Source organism: Agrobacterium sp. CGMCC 11546, from assembly GCF_013365515.1.
Taxonomy (GTDB): Bacteria; Pseudomonadota; Alphaproteobacteria; order Rhizobiales; family Rhizobiaceae; genus Agrobacterium; species Agrobacterium fabrum.
The window spans coordinates 2,395,001-2,414,665 of sequence record NZ_CP047387.1; the positions used below are offsets into that span (position 1 = coordinate 2,395,001).

18 protein-coding genes (1 of these 18 running past the window's edge) are annotated in these 19,665 nt (G+C 59.0%); 12 read left to right on the forward strand and 6 right to left on the reverse strand.

Annotated elements, in window-relative coordinates; all coding sequences use genetic code 11:
* From GSF67_RS11955 to GSF67_RS11975, 5 genes are all read left to right on the forward strand, one after another.
* Positions 1-719 carry the 3' portion of a phosphoribosylaminoimidazolesuccinocarboxamide synthase gene (locus tag GSF67_RS11955; protein ID WP_006314916.1) on the forward strand. It extends 232 nt beyond the left edge of the window, so the window shows 719 of its 951 coding nt (coding positions 233-951); its start codon lies beyond the left edge, outside the window; it ends in the stop codon at positions 717-719.
* Between the two features lie 3 nt (positions 720-722).
* The gene (gene ameR, locus GSF67_RS11960; protein ID WP_006314914.1) at positions 723-1,382 is read left to right on the forward strand and encodes a TetR family transcriptional regulator AmeR; all 660 of its coding nucleotides are present in this window, start codon (positions 723-725) and stop codon (positions 1,380-1,382) included.
* Positions 1,383-1,581: 199 nt separating this feature from the next.
* Complete coding sequence (locus tag GSF67_RS11965; RefSeq protein WP_006314912.1) at positions 1,582-2,784, forward strand: efflux RND transporter periplasmic adaptor subunit; 1,203 nt, start codon at positions 1,582-1,584, stop codon at positions 2,782-2,784.
* Between the two features lie 53 nt (positions 2,785-2,837).
* Positions 2,838-5,927 (forward strand): efflux RND transporter permease subunit, encoded by a 3,090-nt coding sequence (locus GSF67_RS11970; protein ID WP_006314911.1) that lies wholly within the window; start codon positions 2,838-2,840, stop codon positions 5,925-5,927.
* A 149-nt stretch (positions 5,928-6,076) separates the two neighbouring features.
* Positions 6,077-7,531, forward strand: a complete 1,455-nt coding sequence (locus GSF67_RS11975) for an efflux transporter outer membrane subunit (protein WP_128821960.1) — start codon at positions 6,077-6,079, stop codon at positions 7,529-7,531.
* Between the two features lie 120 nt (positions 7,532-7,651).
* On the opposite strand, the gene efp is transcribed toward GSF67_RS11975, so the two are convergent.
* Positions 7,652-8,221 (reverse strand): elongation factor P, encoded by a 570-nt coding sequence (efp, locus tag GSF67_RS11980; RefSeq protein ID WP_006313960.1) that lies wholly within the window; start codon positions 8,219-8,221, stop codon positions 7,652-7,654.
* A 251-nt stretch (positions 8,222-8,472) separates the two neighbouring features.
* On the opposite strand from efp, the gene epmA reads away from it, so the two are divergent.
* From epmA to GSF67_RS11995, 3 genes are all read left to right on the forward strand, one after another.
* Positions 8,473-9,537: an EF-P lysine aminoacylase EpmA gene (gene epmA / locus GSF67_RS11985; RefSeq protein ID WP_006313962.1), complete on the forward strand. Its 1,065-nt coding sequence runs from the start codon at positions 8,473-8,475 to the stop codon at positions 9,535-9,537.
* Complete coding sequence (locus tag GSF67_RS11990) at positions 9,534-10,598, forward strand: lysine-2,3-aminomutase-like protein (RefSeq protein ID WP_006313964.1); 1,065 nt, start codon at positions 9,534-9,536, stop codon at positions 10,596-10,598. Before epmA ends, GSF67_RS11990 begins: the two co-directional genes overlap by 4 nt.
* 379 nt (positions 10,599-10,977) lie before the next feature.
* Positions 10,978-11,166 carry a hypothetical protein gene (locus tag GSF67_RS11995; protein WP_006313965.1) on the forward strand — a complete coding sequence of 63 codons (189 nt, stop codon included), beginning with the start codon at positions 10,978-10,980 and terminating at the stop codon, positions 11,164-11,166.
* Positions 11,167-11,517: 351 nt separating this feature from the next.
* On the opposite strand, the gene GSF67_RS12000 is transcribed toward GSF67_RS11995, so the two are convergent.
* Together GSF67_RS12000 and GSF67_RS12005 are read right to left on the reverse strand one after the other, a co-directional pair.
* A complete protein-coding gene (locus GSF67_RS12000; RefSeq protein ID WP_006313966.1) occupies positions 11,518-11,754 on the reverse strand; it encodes an Lrp/AsnC ligand binding domain-containing protein in 237 nt (78 codons plus the stop codon).
* A 102-nt stretch (positions 11,755-11,856) separates the two neighbouring features.
* Positions 11,857-12,783, reverse strand: a complete 927-nt coding sequence (locus GSF67_RS12005; protein WP_006313967.1) for a LysR family transcriptional regulator — start codon at positions 12,781-12,783, stop codon at positions 11,857-11,859.
* A gap of 130 nt (positions 12,784-12,913) precedes the next feature.
* On the opposite strand from GSF67_RS12005, the gene GSF67_RS12010 reads away from it, so the two are divergent.
* Entirely contained in the window at positions 12,914-14,197 is a 1,284-nt protein-coding gene (locus GSF67_RS12010) for an FAD-binding oxidoreductase (protein WP_006313968.1), read from the forward strand.
* A 55-nt stretch (positions 14,198-14,252) separates the two neighbouring features.
* On the opposite strand, the gene GSF67_RS12015 is transcribed toward GSF67_RS12010, so the two are convergent.
* The gene (locus GSF67_RS12015; RefSeq protein WP_006314745.1) at positions 14,253-15,191 is read right to left on the reverse strand and encodes an IS110 family transposase; all 939 of its coding nucleotides are present in this window, start codon (positions 15,189-15,191) and stop codon (positions 14,253-14,255) included.
* A gap of 442 nt (positions 15,192-15,633) precedes the next feature.
* Here GSF67_RS12015 and modA point away from each other — a divergent pair, with 442 nt between their 5' ends.
* From modA to modC, 3 genes are read left to right on the forward strand one after another with little or no spacing between them, the layout of a single operon-like run.
* Positions 15,634-16,425 (forward strand): molybdate ABC transporter substrate-binding protein, encoded by a 792-nt coding sequence (gene modA / locus GSF67_RS12020; RefSeq protein WP_035214721.1) that lies wholly within the window; start codon positions 15,634-15,636, stop codon positions 16,423-16,425.
* Positions 16,426-16,479: 54 nt separating this feature from the next.
* A complete protein-coding gene (gene modB / locus GSF67_RS12025) occupies positions 16,480-17,187 on the forward strand; it encodes a molybdate ABC transporter permease subunit (protein WP_035214701.1) in 708 nt (235 codons plus the stop codon).
* Positions 17,184-18,260 carry a molybdenum ABC transporter ATP-binding protein gene (gene modC, locus GSF67_RS12030; RefSeq protein ID WP_006310706.1) on the forward strand — a complete coding sequence of 359 codons (1,077 nt, stop codon included), beginning with the start codon at positions 17,184-17,186 and terminating at the stop codon, positions 18,258-18,260. Before modB ends, modC begins: the two co-directional genes overlap by 4 nt.
* Here the strand turns inward: modC and GSF67_RS12035 are convergent.
* Both GSF67_RS12035 and GSF67_RS12040 read right to left on the reverse strand, forming a co-directional pair.
* The gene (locus GSF67_RS12035; protein ID WP_006310707.1) at positions 18,229-18,624 is read right to left on the reverse strand and encodes a winged helix-turn-helix domain-containing protein; all 396 of its coding nucleotides are present in this window, start codon (positions 18,622-18,624) and stop codon (positions 18,229-18,231) included. The two genes, modC and GSF67_RS12035, sit on opposite strands and share 32 nt — an antisense overlap.
* Before the next feature lie 3 nt (positions 18,625-18,627).
* Positions 18,628-19,632, reverse strand: a complete 1,005-nt coding sequence (locus GSF67_RS12040; protein ID WP_006310708.1) for a P1 family peptidase — start codon at positions 19,630-19,632, stop codon at positions 18,628-18,630.
* Positions 19,633-19,665: the final 33 nt, after the last annotated feature.

The following is a 19,665-nucleotide window of genomic DNA, read 5'->3' on the forward strand; positions in this document are numbered from 1 at the left end:
ATCCCGACCCGAATGTCGTCATCGGCAAGAGGCTGGATATATTGCCGGTCGAAGTGGTGGTCCGCGGTTATCTGGCCGGCACGACCGGCACCTCGATCCTCACCCTCTATAAGAAGGGCGAACGGCAGATGTACGGCATGAGCCTACCTGACGGGATGAAGGACAACCAGATTCTGCCCGAGCCGGTCATCACACCGACAAGCAAAGCCTTTGACGGCGGTCACGACGAGCCGTTGACGCCTTACGAGATCGTGGAGAAGAAACTCCTGACGCAGGAACAGTGGGATACGCTGTCCCGTTATGCGCTGGCGCTGTTCAAGCACGGTCAGGAGATTGCCGCAAAGCAGGGCCTTATTCTCGTCGATACGAAATATGAATTCGGCACCGATGAAAATGGCACGATCATTCTGGCCGACGAAATCCACACACCTGACAGCAGCCGTTACTGGATGGCTGACAGCTATGACGAGAGCTTCCGCGAGGGAAAGCGGCCGGCGAGCTTCGACAAGGATTTCGTAAGAGCCTGGGTTGCCGAACGCTGCGACCCCTACAAGGACGCTGTTCCCGAAATTCCTGAGGATCTCGTCCTGCAGACCTCGAAGGTCTATATTGATGCTTATGAACGCATCACCGGACAGCGCTTCGTTCCCGACAACAGCGGCGAGACGCCGTTGGCGAGAGTACGCCGGAATCTGGAGCCGTTCTTCCCCGGAGTCTGACCCGTGAACAAAACGATTGATCAGGTGAGAAAGGGCGACAGGAAAAGTGACCTTCCCGTGCGGCGCCGGCCTCGCCGTTCCGCCGAGGAAACCCGGCGGGACATTCTTGCCAAGGCCGAAGAGCTTTTCCGCGAGCGCGGTTTCAATGCGGTGGCGATTGCCGATATCGCCGCGGCACTGAACATGTCTCCCGCCAATGTCTTCAAACATTTTAGCTCGAAGAATGCGCTCGTCGATGCCATCGGCTTCGGACAAATCGGCGTTTTCGAACGGCAGATCTGTCCGCTCGACAAGAGCCATGCACCGCTTGACAGGTTGCGTCATCTTGCGCGCAACCTGATGGAGCAGCACCACCAGGATCTCAATAAAAATCCCTATGTCTTCGAGATGATCCTGATGACCGCCAAGCAGGACATGAAATGCGGCGACTATTATAAGTCCGTCATCGCGAAATTGCTGGCGGAAATCATTCGGGACGGCGTCGGGGCGGGGCTCTATACCGCCACCGACATTCCCGTGCTGGCGGAAACCGTGCTCCACGCCCTGACGAGCGTCATCCATCCCGTCCTCATCGCACGGGAAGATATCGGCAATTTGGCAACACGTTGCGATCAACTCATCGATTTAATCGATGCGGGATTACGCAATCCGCTTGCTAAGTGACGATTCCCAATTTACGTCACCTTCTCGCAATTGCTTGCGAAGCGCATAAGCCTGCGCTTCTATGCGCGTGGCGGTCCGGACAGAATAAGCGAATCGGGTCCCTTTCAAGGCCTTCGCCTGTCGTGTCTGTTTCCGGACGCGCATCCGCCGAGCGACATTGCGCTTATAGTTGAATGCGACCGATACGCAGGGAAGAACGATGAGCCGACGTATTTTACCCCTATTTGCTTCTCTGTGTGTAACCGCGGTTCTGGCGGGATGCAGCGATGGCGGCGAAAGCAGCAAGACCGCCGGCCAGGGTGCCGGGCGTCCGCCGTCTCCGGTCAGCGTCATCGTTATGAAGACCAGCGAATATCCTTTGACCACCGTTCTTCCCGGCCGCGCCAGCGCGTTCCAGACGGCGGAAATCCGCCCGCGCGTGACCGGCATCATCCGCGAAATTCCCTTCAAGGAAGGCAGCGAAGTCAAGCAGGGCGACGTTCTCTACCAGATCGAGGACAACACCTATCTGGCGGAAGTGGCACAGGCCAAGGCAAGCGTGGCGAAGGCGGAAGCCAGCGTTCCGAGCGCCCAGGCAAACCTTGCGCGCTACGAGCGGCTGGTCAACAGCGGTGCGACGCAGATCGAATATGAAAACGCCAAGGTGACGCTGCTGCAGGCGCAAGCCGATGTGGCCCAGACCAAGGCGGCGCTGGAAACGGCGGAAATCAACCTCGATCTCACTAAAGTCCGCGCGCCTTTCGACGGCATTACCAGCGCAACCGCCTTCAGCATCGGCAACGTGGTGACGGCAAACCAGACCACGGCCTTGACGACGCTGCGCCGCATCGATCCGATCTATATCGACCTGATGGAATCCAGCACCAATCTTCTGCGTCTTAAAAAGGCAATCTCCTCTGGTCAGCTCGGTGGCGACACGAAGGAGACCGGCATCCATCTGACGCTGGAAGACGGCACTGAATATAAGCATGACGGCAAGATCGACATGTCCGACATGGCGGTGAGCGAAACCACGGGCACCTTCTCCATCCGTGCCCTGTTCGAAAACCCTGATGATCTTCTGCTTCCCGGCACCTATGTCCGTGCCACGCTGACCATCGGCAAGGAAAAGGGCTTCCGCATTCCGCAACGCGCCGCGAGCCGCAACGCCAGCGGCGAACTGACCGCGAAATTCGTGACGGCGGAAAACAAGGTGGAAACCCGCACCTTCCCGTCCAGCCAGCAATCGGGCAATGCCTGGCTGGTGACGGAAAACGTCAAGGATGGCGACAAGCTCATCGTCGACGGCTTCCAGTGGATTGCCGAAGGCGCGACTGTCGCACCGGTTGAAGTGACCATCGACGATCGCGGTATCGTCGTTCTGCCGCAGCAAGCTCCGCCTGCCGCCGCCCCCACGAAATAAGCATGAGCACGAAACCCTCGGTCGAAGCTCGTAAAAGGTAAGGCAGGACTGCCATGGCCCATTTCTTCATCCGGCGCCCCGTTTTTGCATGGGTTATCGCCATCGTCATCATGCTGGGCGGCGCCCTTGCGATCTGGACGCTGTCGATTTCGCAGTACCCTGATATCGCGCCAACGACGGTGCGCGTCAGCGCTACCTATAATGGCGCCAGTGCCGAAACCGTCGAAAAATCGGTGACGACCATCATCGAGGACGGCATGACCGGCCTCGACGACCTCACCTATATGACCTCGTCGTCCTCAACGGGCAGCGCCGAAGTGACATTGACCTTCGGTAACAGCATCCTGCCCGACATCGCGCAGGTTCAGGTGCAGAACAAGCTGCAGCTCGTCCAGTCACAATTGCCCGATACCGTGCAGCAGCAGGGTCTGCAGGTCAGCCGGTCCACATCGAGCATTCTGATGGTCGGCGCGTTGATCTCCACCGACGGCAAGCGCAACTCGGCCGATCTCGGCGACGTGTTCTCCTCGCGTGTCGAAGACCAGATCAAGCGTCTCGAAGGCGTGGGCAGCATCAACGTCTTCGGTTCCGAATATGCGATGCGCATCTGGCTGGATCCGTTCAAGCTCAACAAATACCAGCTGACCACGGCCGACGTTACCGGCGCCATTCAAAGCCAGAACACCCAGGTTTCGGTCGGCTCACTCGGCGCCGTACCGGCCGTCAAGGGCCAGCAGCTCAACGTGACGGTAACGGCGCAGAGCCAGCTCACCACTGTCGCAGATTTCGAGAAGGTCATCCTCAAAGTCGAAAAGGACGGCGCAACGGTCCGCCTCAGCGACGTTGCCCGCATCGAGATCGGCCAGGAAACCTATGGCGGCGATTCCCGCTCCAACGGCCGCCCTTCGGCCGGTTTCGCGGTCAACCTCGCCACCGGTGCGAACGCGCTCGACACGGCAGCGCGCGTGAAAGCGGCTCTGACCAATGTCGAAGGCTCGCTGCCGGAAGGCGTTTCGATCGAATATCCCTACGACACGACGCCCTTCGTAAAGCTGTCGATCGAGAAAGTGGTGCATACGCTGATCGAGGCGATCATCCTCGTCTTCGTCGTGCTTCTGGTGTTCCTGCAAAACCTCAGGGCCACATTCATTCCGATGATCGCCGTGCCGGTGGTTCTGTTGGGAACATTCGGCGTGCTGGCATTGACAGGCTACTCGATCAATACGCTAACCATGTTCGCCATGGTTCTTGCGATCGGCCTTCTCGTCGATGACGCCATCGTCGTCGTTGAAAACGTCGAGCGCATCATGTCGGAAGAGGGCCTGTCACCGGTCGAGGCGACCGAAAAGTCGATGGGCGAGATCACCGGTGCGATCATCGGCATCGCGCTCGTCCTGACCGCCGTGTTCATTCCGATGGCTTTCTTCGGTGGATCAACCGGCATCATCTATCGCCAGTTCTCGATCACCATCGTGTCGGCCATGCTGCTGTCCGCCGTGGTCGCCATCGTTCTGACGCCGGCGCTTTGCGCCACCATGCTGAAGCCGATCGACCACCATAAGAAAAAGCGTGGACCGGGCGCATGGTTCAACCGCGGCTTTGGCAAAACGACGGACGGTTATGTGTCGTCCATCGGGTATCTGCTCAAGCGTCCGCTGCGCGTGATGATCATTTTCGCGGTCGTCATCGGTGGCTGCGTCTGGTTCTTCAGCAAGCTGCCGAGCTCGTTCCTGCCGCAGGAAGACCAGGGCGTGCTTCTGACGATCATCCAGACGCCGACCGGCTCCAACATCGAACGCACCAACGAGGTGGTCAAGCAGGTCGAAAACTACTTCCGCGAAAAAGAAGCTGCCAATGTCGAATCGGTTTTCGGCGTGCTGGGTTTCAGCTTCAGCGGTTCCGGCCAGAACAACGCCATCGTCTTCACCAAACTCAAGGATTTCGCTGAACGAACCGCGCCCGATCAACATGCCGGTGCCATTGTGCAGCGCGCCATGGGCACCTTCTTCGGTTTCCGCGATGCGCAGGTGTTCCCGCTTCTGCCACCGGCCATTCAGGGCATGGGCACCTCGAGCGGTTTCTCGATGTATCTCGTGGATAGCGGCCGCAACGGCACCGATGCCCTGACCGCCTCATCGAAGGAACTGATCGCGCTTGCGACAGGCAATCCGAAGATCAGCTCGCTTCGAAGCGACAGCCAGGACAATGAAACCCAGATGAAGATCGTTCTCGATCAGGAGAAGATGGGAGCCATGGGCGTCGATCTGTCCTCCGTGAACCTCATGCTGTCGACGATCTTTGCCGGCCGGGATGTCAATGACTTCACCCTGAACGGCGAACTCAAGCCCGTCTATGTCCAGGGTGACGCGCCCTATCGCATGCAGCCGGACGACCTGAAATATTGGTATGCCCGCAATACCACCGGCGAGATGGTGCCATTCTCCTCCTTCAGCGAGGTGAAGTGGGTCAACGCGCCGCCGTCTCTCGCCCGCTTCAACGGTACAGGCGCGATCTCGCTGGAAGGTACCGCGGGCACGGGCGTGGCCTCCGGTGAAGCCATGGACGAGATGGAACGTCTGACGGCAAGCCTGCCGGGCGGTTACACCGTGGCGTGGCAGGGCATTTCCTATCAGGAGCGACTTTCCGGTTCACAGGCGCCGATGCTTTACGCGCTGTCGGTTCTCATCGTGTTCCTTTGCCTTGCTGCCCTCTATGAAAGCTGGTCGATCCCCTTCTCGGTCATCCTGGCCGTCCCGGTGGGCGTCCTCGGTGCCTTGACTGCGGCCCATTTCTTCGGCCAGACGAACGACGTCTACTTCAAGGTTGGCCTGCTGACGACCATCGGCCTTGCCGCGAAAAACGCGATCCTCATCGTCGAATTCGCCAAGGAGAGGCAGGAGCATGGGTTAAGTCTGGTGGAAGCGGCGCTGGAGGCAGCGAAGCTACGCCTGCGCCCGATCATCATGACATCGCTTGCCTTCATCCTCGGCGTCGTGCCTCTCGCAATCGCAACCGGAGCGGGTTCAGCCGCACAAAATGCAATCGGTATTGGGGTTCTGGGTGGTATGCTTTCTGCAACACTGCTCGGAATTTTCTTCGTTCCGTCCTTTTTCGTCATCATTCGCCGCCTTTCAAGGCGTTAACAAAACAAAAATGGGCTGTGCCAACCGTTAATACGCTGCTAGAAATGTAGCCGATTTGGCTAATGCACGTTTCTACGGCATATCGACCGCGCAGCCCATTTGTCAGCAAGCCGCGCTCGGTAAGCCAACCTAAGAATTGGGAAAATTACATGCTGTCTATTCGCGCCACTCTTCCCCTGACAATGCTGCTGCTTTCAGGCTGTGTTGTCGGGCCAGACCACCAGACGCCGGAAATTCAATTGCCGGGCAAGTTTGCGGAAGCCGGAAAAACCAGTAATGGCGACATCAGCACCGTGGCATGGTGGAATGCATTCAACGACAGCCGCCTCAATGGTTATGTTTCCACCGGCCTCACGCAGAACCTGACGGTTCTGCAGGCGATCGAGCGCATCAATCAGGCTCAATCCAACATTACCGTTGCTGGCGCGGGCTCTCTACCGAGCCTGACCTCCACATTCCGTCACCAGACCCAGGGCAGCGGCGGAAGCCTGCCTTCCACGAACGATAACGTCACCAACACGACGAGCAATGCTTTCAACGTCGGCTGGTTGCTGGACCTGTTCGGCCAATACCGTCGCGCTCAGGAAAGTGCGGGAGCATCGCTCGATGCTGCCTACGCAACGGCCAACGTTCAGCGCCTCACCTTGATCTCCGCTGTTACGTCTGCCTACATCGACGTGCGCTATTATCAGGAGCGCCTTGAGATCGCCCGTCAGAACCTGGGATCCCGTCGCGAGACACTCAGCCTGACGAAGCTGCAGCTTGACGCCGGCGCGGCCTCCCGCCTGGATGTCGTTCAGTCGGAAGGTCTCGTCAATTCCACCCTGGCTCAGATGCCTGCTCTGGAAACGAATTTCCGTCGTGCGGCACATCGCATCGCAACCTTGCTCGGCATGCCAGCCGACTCGCTTGTGATGGAGCTTCAAAGAGGCGCGCGCCAGCCTGTTGCCCGCACCATTCCGCGTACTGGTATTCCGGCCGACCTTATTCGCAACAGACCGGATATCCGCGTTGCTGAACGCCAGCTCGCGGCTGCGGTGGCGGATATTGGCGTTGCAGAGGCGCAGCTCTATCCAAGCATCACGCTGAGCGGTTCGATTACCCCGAGCTTCACCAAAATCAGCAATGGTGCGAGCGGCACGTCCAATGGCTGGGGCTTTGGCCCTTCGATCACGCTGCCGATCCTTGATGGCGGAAGACTGCGCGCTGGCGTTGACATCCAGAAGTCCGTTGCCCGTGAACAGTACCTTGCCTGGAAGGCGACCGTTCTGAATGCGGTGGAAGAAGTCGAAAACGCCCTGACTGCGCTTAATCGCGATCAGCAGACTGTCAGTGCGTATCGCAGAACCGTTTCCTCCTATCAGGAGGCGCTCTCGCTGGCGACCGCCAGCTATCGCGACGGCGCGTCCTCGCTCCTTGATGTTCTCGACGCCCAGCGTAACGTCTCCGACGCCCAGTCACAGCTTGCAACGGCCATCCAGCAGGCGGCGCAGGATTACGTAGCATTGAGCGTTGCACTCGGCGGCGGTTACGCCGTTGGCCAGACGGCCACATCGAAGGGTGGTCCGACGATCGCCGCTGCTGTTGCTGCCAAGCGTATGTAACCAGCGCCAAAAAAGACAAACAAAGAGCCCGCGTTTCGACGCGGGCTTTTTGTTATTTCACGTCACAAAATAAAAAAAGCACCGGTCGCCCGGTGCTTTGTGCTTACCCAGCCTTCAGGCTCAGTTCTTGGCGCGCTCGACGTAGGAATTGTCTTCCGTTGCGATGACCACGCGGATGCCGGCATCGATATGCGGCGGAACCATCGTGCGGATGCCATTGGAGAGAATTGCCGGCTTGTAGGAAGAAGAAGCCGTCTGGCCCTTCACAACCGGTTCCGTTTCCACGATTTCCAGCGTGACATGACGCGGCAGTTCGACAGCCAGCGGATTGCCTTCGTGAATGGAAAGAACGCAGGTCATGCCTTCCTGCAGATAGGCCTTCTGGTCACCCATCGTCTCGACATCGACCACGACCTGATCGTAGTTCTCAGGGTTCATGAAGTGGAAGCCTTCGCCATCTTCATAAAGGAACTGGAAGTTCAGGTCTTCGACGAAAGCCCGCTCGACCTGCTCGGTGGTGCGCCAGCGCTCGGAGACCTTCGTGCCATCAACGATGCGGCGCATGTCCACCTGCGTGACCGGCGTACCCTTGCCCGGGTGGAAGTTCTGCGCGGTGAGAACGACGTAAAGCTTGCCGTCCACGTCGAGAACATTGCCCTTGCGGACGGATGAGGCGATAACCTTGACCATATGACTTCCTTGTAACTCGATGAAATGCGTCGTAAAGGACTGCGCGGCAGCACCGGCCCCGGCAGACGTTTTGTCTTTTTTCTGGGGCGCAACTACCTTAAATCCGCGCGAATTGCCAGCCTTCTACAGCAATTCGCGGAAGAGTGCCTAGCGGTTTTCCGCCCGGAATTGCTTTAAATGATGCATTCAGGCGTTTTGCGGACTGTTTCCCCGCAATCGGGCGCCGCAGAGAAGACGGAAAAGAACAGACGATGCGCGCAAGCAACGAGACAATGTCGCCCTGGTGGACACCTGATGTCCACGCCGATCGCCGCGCTTTTCTCCTTGGCCGCAACGCGATCCAGTCGGCCTTCCGCGGCTATTTCGCGCGTGCCGATTTTCTCGAAGTCGACACTGCCACCCTGCAGGTTTCCCCCGGCAATGAAGCGCATCTGCACGCCTTTGCCACCGAGGGCCTGACGCCGGGCGGCGAGGCCGTGCCGCTCTATCTCCATACCTCGCCGGAATTCGCCTGCAAAAAGCTGCTCGCCGCCGGTGAAAAACGCATTTCCTGTTTCGCTCATGTTTACAGGAACCGGGAAAGAGGCCCCCTGCACCACCCGGAATTCACCATGCTGGAATGGTATAGGGTCGGCGAAACCTATGAGAGCCTGATGAAGGACAGCGCCAATCTTCTGGCGCTTGCGGCCGAAACAACCGGGACGAAACATTTCACCTATCGCGGCCGCAGCGTCGATCCCTTCCTCGAGCCGGAACGTCTGAGCGTTGCCGAGGCCTTCGAACGTTATGCCGGTATCGATCTTCTGGCGACCATCGGCCGCAATGGCGAAACGGATGAACGGCACCTCGCCGCAAGCCTCACCAATGCCGGCATTCGTGTGGCCGATGACGATACCTGGGCGGATATGTTCAGCCGCGTCATCGTCGAGCGGGTGGAGCCGGAACTCGGTTTCGGCCACGCAACCATTCTTGATGAATATCCCACCAGCGAAGCGGCCCTTGCCCGCAAATCGCCTGGCGATGCCCGAGTGGCGGAACGCTTCGAGCTTTATGCCTGCGGCGTGGAACTTGCCAATGCCTTCGGTGAATTGACCGATGCTGCCGAACAGAGACGCCGTTTCGAAATGGAGATGGCCGAGAAACAGCGGGTTTATGGAGAGACCTATCCACTGGACGAGGATTTTCTGGCCGCACTTGCGACCATGCCCCCGGCAAGCGGCATAGCGCTCGGTTTCGACCGGCTGGTGATGTTGGCAACCGGCGCACCCCGCATCGATCTCGTCATGTGGGCGCCCGTCGCGGAATATGGACGATGACAAGGTTTGAAACCATCAAGACACCGGAAGCGCTGCTCGAAGCGGGGCTGATCGAAGCAGAGGCGCTTGAGGGCCTGCGCGCGGTGACGCAGCGTTATGCGCTCGCCATCACGCCAGCGGTTGCCGGGCTGATGGATAGTCACGATCCGCAGGATCCGATCGCCCGGCAATTTGTGCCTGACCTCGCCGAACTCGTCCATCTTCCCGAAGAACGCGACGATCCGATCGGCGACGACGCCCATAGCCCCGTCCACGGCATCGTTCACCGTTATCCCGACCGCGTGCTTTTGAAGGCGGTGCATGTTTGCCCGGTCTATTGCCGTTTCTGTTTCCGCCGCGAAATGGTCGGCCCGCAGGGCAACGGGATGATGAGCCCGGAAGAACTGGACGCTGCATTCGCCTATATAAAAGAGAACCCGGCTATCTGGGAGGTCATCCTCACCGGTGGCGATCCTCTGGTGCTCTCGCCACGACGATTGTCAGACCTGATGAAACGGCTAAGGGACATACCGCACGTCAAGATCGTCCGTTTCCATACCCGCGTGCCGGTTGTCGATCCCGATCGCATTGACGCGCCACTGATCGAAGCATTGAAGGCGAGCGGCAAAACCACCTATGTCGCCCTGCATGCCAATCACGCCCGCGAACTCGGCGACGCTGCCAGCAACGCCTGCGCACGGTTGATCGATGCAGGCATAGCCATGGTCAGCCAGACCGTTCTTTTGAAGGGCATCAACGATGATCCGGCGGTTCTGGCCGACCTGATGCGCAGCTTTGTCGAAAACCGTATCAAGCCCTATTATCTGCACCATCCCGATCTTGCCCCGGGCACAAGCCATTTCCGGTTGACGATCGAAGAGGGGCAGCGAATCGTTTCCGCCTTGCGCGGGCATGTCTCCGGTCTTTGCCAGCCGACCTATGTTCTCGACATCCCCGGCGGTCACGGCAAGGCCATGATCGGCCGAAATGCGGCCGAAAAAACCCGCGATGGCTGTTACTCCGTCTCCGACTTCAACGGAAACGATCATATTTACCCGCCGGCGACATCCGGCAGCTATTAAAAAAAAGCATAAAAAGCTCGCCACGCCGGGCTTTTCGCGGCGGCTTCCCACGAAAACAAAAATTTCACATTTCCGCCCCTCTCCTGTCATCATAAAGAAAAATATTCTACCTATAACAATCAGCATTGATTTTAGTGCTGGTCTGGATTATCAGTGTGGAACTGGAGAACGAGTCTCCTGATTCTGGGCCAACACCAATACAGGGAGTGTGTCATGTCAAAACATATCAACATCAACGCAATCCTTGGTCTTGTGTCCTGGAATGCTGGATTTAAATCCACGTGTTCCCGCTGCTGTCGAATGTGACCTGACGGTCTCAATTTTCTGAAAATCAGTTCGACAACATGCTGTGTTAATGAGCCACAGCGGGAGTATACCTATGCAAAAGCAAGTTATTGAATTCGCTGGCGAACCCGTCGGCATCGTCATACCGGACAACGACCGGCTGAAGTTCATCGCGGTGAAGTTCCACGTTCACGACCTGGACGAACAGAAGTTCGACAGCGCCGACGACGTGCGCATCGCGATCCGCGATCTGGTGCGCAGCCGGAATCTGGCCGCGGCCTGATGCGGGAAACCCGTTACGCAATCGCTGCCACGTCCCCGTCAAAACCAAAGCGCGCCCGATATCGTATCCCGAACACGGGGTCGATGGCGCGCTTTTAGTGTATCAATTCGTCTGAGCGGCTGACCACAAGCCATTCGCGACGTCTCAAAAGTTCTGATGCAGTGAGCTGAAAAAGTACCTGTAAATCAGGATTGGAGCCAAGGGCTGTGTATACGGCCTTCCTGACGCTCCAAATTCTTCCCTCATTCCTGTTGCCCGCAACAAGCCTTAAGGCTGCCACTCGCCACCAAGTCTTTACGCTGAAAAGGCTTTCCCTCCACGCGGATGTCCTGTCAAAGGATCGGAATAGAGTCAGAACGCGGTGAAGGTCAGCGTCGTCAGCGAACGGACGATGCCGGGAATATTGACGATATGCTGATTGATGAATTTGCCGATATCTTCCTCCTGCGGAAGATAGATTTTCAGCATCAGATCATATTCGCCGCTGGTGGAATAAAGCTCGGAAACGAGTTCTGTTTTATAAATGGCATCGGCGACATCATAGGTCTTGCCGGGCTCGCATTGAAGCTGAACAAAAATGGGCTTCACGGACACCTCCCGTATTGGAATTTGCGGTGCGTGGCGCCGTCCGCCACACGTCATGGCGCACTATTGGCTTAGCCGCGGCGCTCTTGCAAGACCGTCCCCGATTTACGCCGAAAAGTCTTCACCGGCGACATCCCTGCCGATTGCGGCCTGAGAAACGATCCAGCGCCGGAAACTTTCAAGGGGCGGATAGGTCGCGCGGTCCGGCATGCAGGCAAGATAATAGGCTTCGTCGCTTTCCACTTCCCCCGCAACGGCTGAGACCAGACGGCCGCTTCGCAATTCCTCCTCGATCATGAAGGACGGCACAAGCGAAGCCCCGACGCCAGCGCTCGACGCCTCGGCAATCGTCGTGAACTGATCGAACAGCATGCCGTGCACATTGTCGAAACGCACATCATGGCTGCGAAACCATTGTTCCCAGGCGTCCGGCCGGGTTGTCATGTGCAGGAGTGGTACATGCAGCAGATCATCCGGCCGAGAAAGCCCGTAAAGTTCCTTGAAAGCCGGGCTACACACCGGAATGACCTTTTCATGCATCAGGAAAACCAGTTCGGTGCCCGGCCAATGCGGCAAACCGAAATGGATCGCCGCATCGACGGTATCGGTGCGGAAATCGAACAGCGACGACCGCGTCAGAAGATTGACCGAAATGCCGGGATGCCGGGCGATGAAATCCGGAAGGCGGGGCACCAGCCAGCGTGTGCCGAAGCTGGGCAGCACGCTGAGATTGAGCGTGCCACCATCCGGATTGGCGCGCAGATTGAGGGACGCCGTCGAAATACGCCGCAAAGCCTCGCGGATTTCCCGCGCGTAACCTTCCCCCGCCCGGGTCAAGCGGATGGTCTGCCGTTCACGCAGGAACAGTGCCACACCAAGCTGCTCTTCAAGCGCCAGAATCTGCCGGCTGACCGCACCCTGTGTCAGGCCGAGCTCCCTTGCCGCTGCGGTAACGCTGCCGGTGCGCGATGCGGCCTCGAAAGCCGCCAGCAGCGAAAGCGACGGCAGAAAACGGCGCGGCGGCAGAACCATATTCCCTCACGGAATGAACTCTTGACGATATGTCGATATTCAACAGACAGACTGGCTTGTAAAGTCTCATAAACAAGGGCTTGTCACTCATACGCAAATCAAATGAACTCGCCCGCACTATGGTGGAACGATGTATAACGACCCGCGCACGCATGGCCTCTGGGAAAAGACCGCGCCGCAGCCGCCCGTGACACCGGCGCTGGAAGGCGATGCGGTTGCCGACGTCGTGGTCGTCGGCGGTGGTTTCACCGGACAATCCGCCGCGCTGCATCTTGCCGAACGTGGTCTCGACGTCATCCTGCTGGAAGCGAAAGAGATCGGTTTTGGCGGCGCGGGGCGTAATGTCGGCCTCATCAATGGCGGCATGTGGGTCATGCCCAAAGAGCTTCCCGATGTGCTGGGCGAGACCTACGGCGAACGGCTTCTCGATCTTCTGGGCGATGCGCCGCTTCTCGTCCGCGAACTGGTGGAAAAACACGGCATTCCCTGCGAGATCGAGAAAAATGGGACTTTGCATTGCGCCGTCGGTGAAAAAGGCCTCGCTGAAATCCGTAAGCGTTGCGAACAATGGTCGGCGAGAGGCGCGCCGGTTCGAGTTCTCGATGCTGACGAGACAGCGAGCTATATCGGCAGCACCGCCTATTCCGGTGCGCTTCTCGACAGCCGCGCCGGCACGATCCAGCCACTGGCCTATGTTCGTGGCCTTGCCGGCGCAGCACTAAAGGCGGGCGTCCGGCTGCATACAGCAAGCCCGGTCAACGAAACCGGCCGCAACGGCGCAAAATGGGTGGTGAAAACGCCGGAAGGATCGGTAACGGCAAAATGGATTGTCGTCGCAACCGAGGCCTACAGCACCGGCCCCTGGCAGATTATCCGCGAGGAACAGGTTTACTTGCCCTATTTCAATTTCGCGACCAGGCCGCTCAGCGACAACCTTCAGAAAAGCATCCTGCCCGGTCGGCAGGGCTGCTGGGATACGAAGGAAATCCTGTCATCCTTCCGTATGGACAAGGCCGGTCGGCTCGTCTTCGGCAGTGTCGGTGCACTGCGTGGCACCGGCGCCGCCATTCATCGTGCCTGGGCGAAACGCTCGCTGAAGCGGCTTTTCCCGCAGCTGGGTGACACGGAATTCGAATGTGAATGGTATGGCCAGATCGGCATGACGGACAATGCCGTGCCACGCTTCCATAAATTCGCGGAGAATGTCGTCGGCTTCTCAGGTTACAACGGCCGCGGCATCGCGCCGGGGACGGCCTTCGGCAAGGTGATTGCCCAGCATATTCTCGGCGAAATCGCCGAAGCCGATCTGCCCTTGCCGGTGACGGAACCGAAAGCACAGGCTTTGCGCGCCGTGAAGGAAGCCTATTACGAGGCGGGCGCACAGATCGCCCATTTCGCCGGCGAGCGTTTTTGATCAGGCAGAGCGGGCGGCCTTGATAAGGAAAAACCTGCCCTCAAACTCGACGTCATCAACTCTGTTGTAACAAGTCGTCCCTGAGCCTTGCGTTTATGGTCACGACGATCTTTCGCATGGTTGCGGCGATAGCGACGATGGGCGGTTTTCCGTTTCGGATGAGGCGTTCGTAGAAGGGGGCGAACTGTCCCTTTCCCTGTGCTGCACACATTGCGGGCATGAACAATGCGGTTTTGGCCTGGGGTCTTCCGCCGCGCTGTCGCCGTCGACCTTTGGCGTTTCCGCTTTCGCTGGGATGGGGAGCGGTTCCGGCAAGGGCTGCGGCCTGGCGGCGATGCAGGGAGCCGAGTTCCGGCAGCTGGGCGATCAGGTTTGCAGCGCTTAGGGTTCCGACGCCGCTGACCGTGGTGCAGATACGGATGCGCCTGGCAAGCCTGTCGCTTCTTTCGACGAGCGCTGCGATTTGGCCATCGAGGGCGTCGATCTGGCGCTGGATGGCACCGAGCATGGCCTTGAACGAGGCTGCGATAGCCTTTGCGCCAGGGGCTTTAGAGCGGTTCTGCTCGGCTACCCTGAGCGCCACCAGATCGGTCCTGCGCCGCACCAACACCTGCAATTCCACCTCATCGGCATCCGGCGCATGCCATAGCGGCAACCTCGCCCAACGCTCGCAGCCATAGGCAGCCATCTGTCTGGCGTCGATGGCGTCGCTTTTGCCAAGCGTTCCCAGCGAACGGATATAGGCTTTGAGCTTCATCACATCGGCGCGATGGCAGGCAATGCCCACTTTGAGGCATTCCTCCAGCAGCATGAGCTCGTATCCGCCGGTCGGTTCGCAGATGACGAAATCCGGCCGCATCGTCTTGAGCAGCGCGCGGACGCCGCAGCGGTTGTTGTCGACGGTCAGGATGCGGCTACCCTCGCTGGCGACGAGACTGTCCTTGGCGACATCGACACCGAGGCATCGAAGGGGTGGCGTGTGCAAAAAGTCCATAGGTCTGCTATCCTTTGCAGGCTTCGGATTGTTTGCGGGCGTGGCGATCAGCGGCCCAATCAACTCTCCAAGCGGTGAAGCAAAGGCGGCAGGGAACCTTGATGACGTCGGGCGTGATCCCGATCCTTGGACGGTCGCCCGCCGCCGGGACTGCGGGCTGTGAAGGGCCCGCAGTCCCGCACCGACAATACCCGGAAAGCAACAAACAATCCTTGGGCTTGTCCCAAGGATCTAATCACGTCCAATAAAATCAAGGCGTTGCAGATGCTCGGGACAAGCCCGAGCATGACGACGGAAAGCTTTTTGACCTTGATCATCCCTCTGCATAAACACTCACAGCGACCTCTTTCCTCATCGCATCGATATATCCTTGAAAATATAATGATTGCCCTATAGGCCTATCGTTATATTCATCGGAATACATCTGACCCTGGGGGACATCATGAGACTTATGCGCCGCAGCTTCTTCAAAACCATTGCCGCCGCCACATCCTTCTGGATGGCGGCCTCCTTTGTGGCTGTTCCGGCCCATGCCGCCGAAAAGGTTACGGTGTTTGCCGCCGCGAGCATGAAAAATGCGCTCGACGCCATCAATGCGGAATGGGCCAAGGAAAGCGGCAACGAAGCGACGGTTTCTTATGCCGCAAGCTCAGCGCTCGCCAAGCAGATCGAACAGGGCGCGCCTGCGGATATTTTCATCTCTGCCGACCTCGCATGGATGGACTATGTCGCCGACAAGAAGCTGATCAATGGCGACAGCCGCTCCAATCTTCTCGGCAATCGCATCGTTCTCGTCGCGCCCGCAGACAAGGCAAAGCCGGTCGATATCAAGCAGGGCTTCGATCTTGCGGCTCTCGTCGGCGATGGCCGCCTCGCCATGGGTGCAGTCGATTCCGTTCCTGCTGGTAAATACGGCAAGGCCGCGCTGGAAAAACTCGGCGTCTGGTCCTCGGTCGAAAAGAAAGTCGCCAGCGCAGAGAGCGTGCGCGCAGCACTACTACTCGTCTCGCGCGGCGAAGCCCCCTATGGCATCGTCTACCAGACCGACGCCGCCGCCGATCCCGGCGTGAAAATCGTCGGCACCTTCCCGGAAGACAGCCATCCGCCGATCATCTACCCGGTTGCCATTCTTTCGGAAGCAAAATCTCCGGCAGCGAAGTCCTATCTGGATTTCCTGAAGTCCGCGAAGGCGACGCCCTTCTTCGAAAAGCAAGGCTTTACCGTTTTGAAATAAGCTTGCTTCAGGCCCCGCTTTCCGGCGGGCCATGAAACATGATGATTGCAGGATATGGCATTGCATTGGTGGACACTCAGCCCTGAAGAATGGACGGCAATCAGGCTCAGCCTGTGGGTGTCCTCCATCGCCATGTTTGCCAGCCTGCCCTTCGGCATCGCTGTGGCCGTGGCGCTGGCGCGCGGCCGCTTCTGGGGCAAATCGCTGCTCAACGGCATCGTCCACCTGCCCCTCATTCTGCCACCCGTCGTCACCGGCTTTCTGCTGCTGGTCCTCTTCGGCCGCAGAGGCGCAATCGGCCAATTTCTCGATAGCTGGTTTGGCATTGTTTTTTCCTTTCGCTGGACAGGTGCGGCACTTGCCTGCGCCGTCATGGCCTTTCCGCTGATGGTGCGCTCCATCCGTCTCTCCATCGAAGCGGTGGACCGCAAGCTGGAAGAGGCGGCGGGAACATTGGGGGCAAGCCCGCTCTGGGTGTTCCTCACCGTCACCCTGCCACTGACGCTGCCCGGCATCATCGCCGGCATGATCCTCGCTTTCGCCAAGGCCATGGGCGAATTCGGTGCGACCATCACCTTCGTGTCCAATATTCCGGGCGAGACCCAGACGTTGTCCGCCGCCATCTACACCTTCACGCAGGTGCCGGGCGGCGATGCCGGCGCGTTGCGCCTCACCATTGTCTCGGTCATCATTTCCATGCTCGCGTTGCTCGTCTCGGAGTTTCTGGCCCGCATCATCGGCAAACGGGTGAGCATGGAATGACGCTTTCAGTCTCTACCCGTCACCGCCTCGGCGCTTTCGAACTCGACGCGTCCTTCACCTCCGAAGGCGGTGTGACCGCACTTTTCGGGCGCTCGGGCTCCGGCAAGACATCGATGATCCGCATCATTGCCGGCCTGCTGCGGCCGGATGAAGGAAAAGTTTCACTCGACGGCGAAGTATTGGCCGATAGCGGAAAACGGCTGTTTCTGCCGGCCCATAAACGCCGCTTCGGTTATGTCTTTCAGGAGGCGCGACTCTTCCCGCATCTCAGCGTGGCGCAGAACCTGCGATACGGCAGATGGTTCGCCGCGGGCAAAGACACAAATGCGAATGACGACCGCATCATCGACATGCTCGGCATCGGCCATCTTCTGCAGCGTCGCCCGAACAGGCTCTCCGGCGGGGAAAAACAGCGTGTCGCCATCGGTCGCGCACTACTCTCATCGCCAAGACTGCTGCTGATGGACGAACCGCTCGCCTCGCTGGACGAGCAGCGCAAAGCCGAGATCATTCCCTATCTCGAGCGGTTGCGCGACGAGACGAACATCCCGATCGTTTATGTCAGCCATTCCATCCAGGAAGTCGCCCGCCTCGCCGACCGCGTCGTGGTGATGAAAGACGGCAAGGTGGAGGCTGAGGGAAAAGCATCCGAGGTGCTGTCGAGACCCGATTTCAGCACCCATCTCGAGCGCCGGGAAGCAGGCAGCATCCTTTCAGGAAACATCGAAAGCTTCGATGAAAGACACGGGCTTGCCGCCGTCAGGCTCAATGCGGCGCTCCTGCAGGTTCCGGCAAAAAAGGCAACAGCCGGCACCCCTGCACGGGTGCTGATACCTGCACGTGATGTCATGCTGGCTCTGGTAAAACCCGAGGGTCTCAGTGCGCTCAACATTCTCGAAGGCCATGTCGCCGGTATCTCGGAGAGCGAAGACGGAATGGTGACGATACAGGTGGATTGCGGCGGTGATATTATCCAGTCGCGCATCACCGACCTCTCCCGCGAGCGACTGCATCTGGAACCCGGCAAACCGGTTCATGCGATCATAAAGTCGGCGGCTCTCGATCCCTATTGAGCGCATCTTGCGGGTTGCGGTTGGCCTCCAGCCAGTCGATATCCCCGCGCAGGGCCTCGTTCATCCGCTCTTCCATGTCACGATAACGCTCCAGCAATGCGGTGCCGAAGACAGTCAGTGCCGCACCGCCGCCCTGCTTGCCGCCGCGCTGGGAACAGATCACCGGCTGCCTGAACATGTGGTTCAGCGCATCCACCAGCAGCCATGCGCGTCGATAGGACATGTCCATTGCCCGACCGGCGGCGGAGATCGATCCCGTCTCGGCAATCAATTGCATCAACTCGACCTTGCCGTGCCCCAGACGCTCTCCGGGTGGAAAATCGATGCGGAGAACGGGTTTCAGTGGCAGGCGTTTCTCGCTCATGGTTCAAAAACCCCGGCCATGAATGTCACGATAGGCCCTCTGCGCCCCATCCACAGGTAACGCCGTCGCCTCATAGACGCCGCGCGCCACCGCCCGCGCCATCACTATTGTCGCGAGATAGCAAAGCTCGGCAAAATGAGCGCCGCCCTCCAGAGGTTTGTCACCAGTCGCGGCCGCGAACATGGTGTCGCCATCGCTCGGCAGATGGGCGGGCAGAACCGCACGCGCAAGCCCGTCATGCGCCATGATGGAGAGGCGATGGGTCTGCGCCTTGGTGAGCACCGCATCGGTTACCACGGCGCCGATGGTCGTCGCGGTGAGATTGACGCCCTTGAGGCGAAGCGCCGTATCATCCGCTGTAAAACGAGCGGGAAAACCGTGATCGCCGAATTCGCCATGCACTTCAAAAGGTGCTGACCAGAAATGGCGGCTCGTGCCGACGGTTGCGGAACCAAGGGCATTGACGGCAACGATTGCCGCAACCTTGTATCCGCCAGAACTGATGGCGCTTGCCGAACCGAGCCCGCCCTTGAAAGTCGCGGTCGTCGCGCCCGTTCCTGCACCCGCCGTTCCAAGTTCGAAAGGGTCACGGCCCGCCGCCTTGAAAGCCGCATATCCCATCTCACGATAGGGCGAATGCAGCCCCCAATCCTTATTCCCGCCATTCAACATATCCATGAGGATCGCCTGCGGCACGATGGGCACACGGGTGGAGCCCACCTGCAAGCCACGACCGATCTCACGTAATCCGGCCTGAACACCGCCCGCCGCATCCAGCCCAAAGGCGGAGCCACCGGAAAGTACCAGTGCATCCACCGTTTCAACCGTCATGGACGGGTCCAGCAGGCCGGTATCGCGCCCGCCGGGCGCACCGCCGAGAACCGAACCGGAAGCAACGGCAGGCTTTTCGAAAACAATCGCCGTAACGCCGGAGCCGAGGGAGAGATCGGTGACATTGCCGACCAGAATACCGTCGATATCCGTGAGAAGATTGTTGTGTGCCGCCATGCTGTTCCCCTTTACTCCCGGTATCCCGCCGCC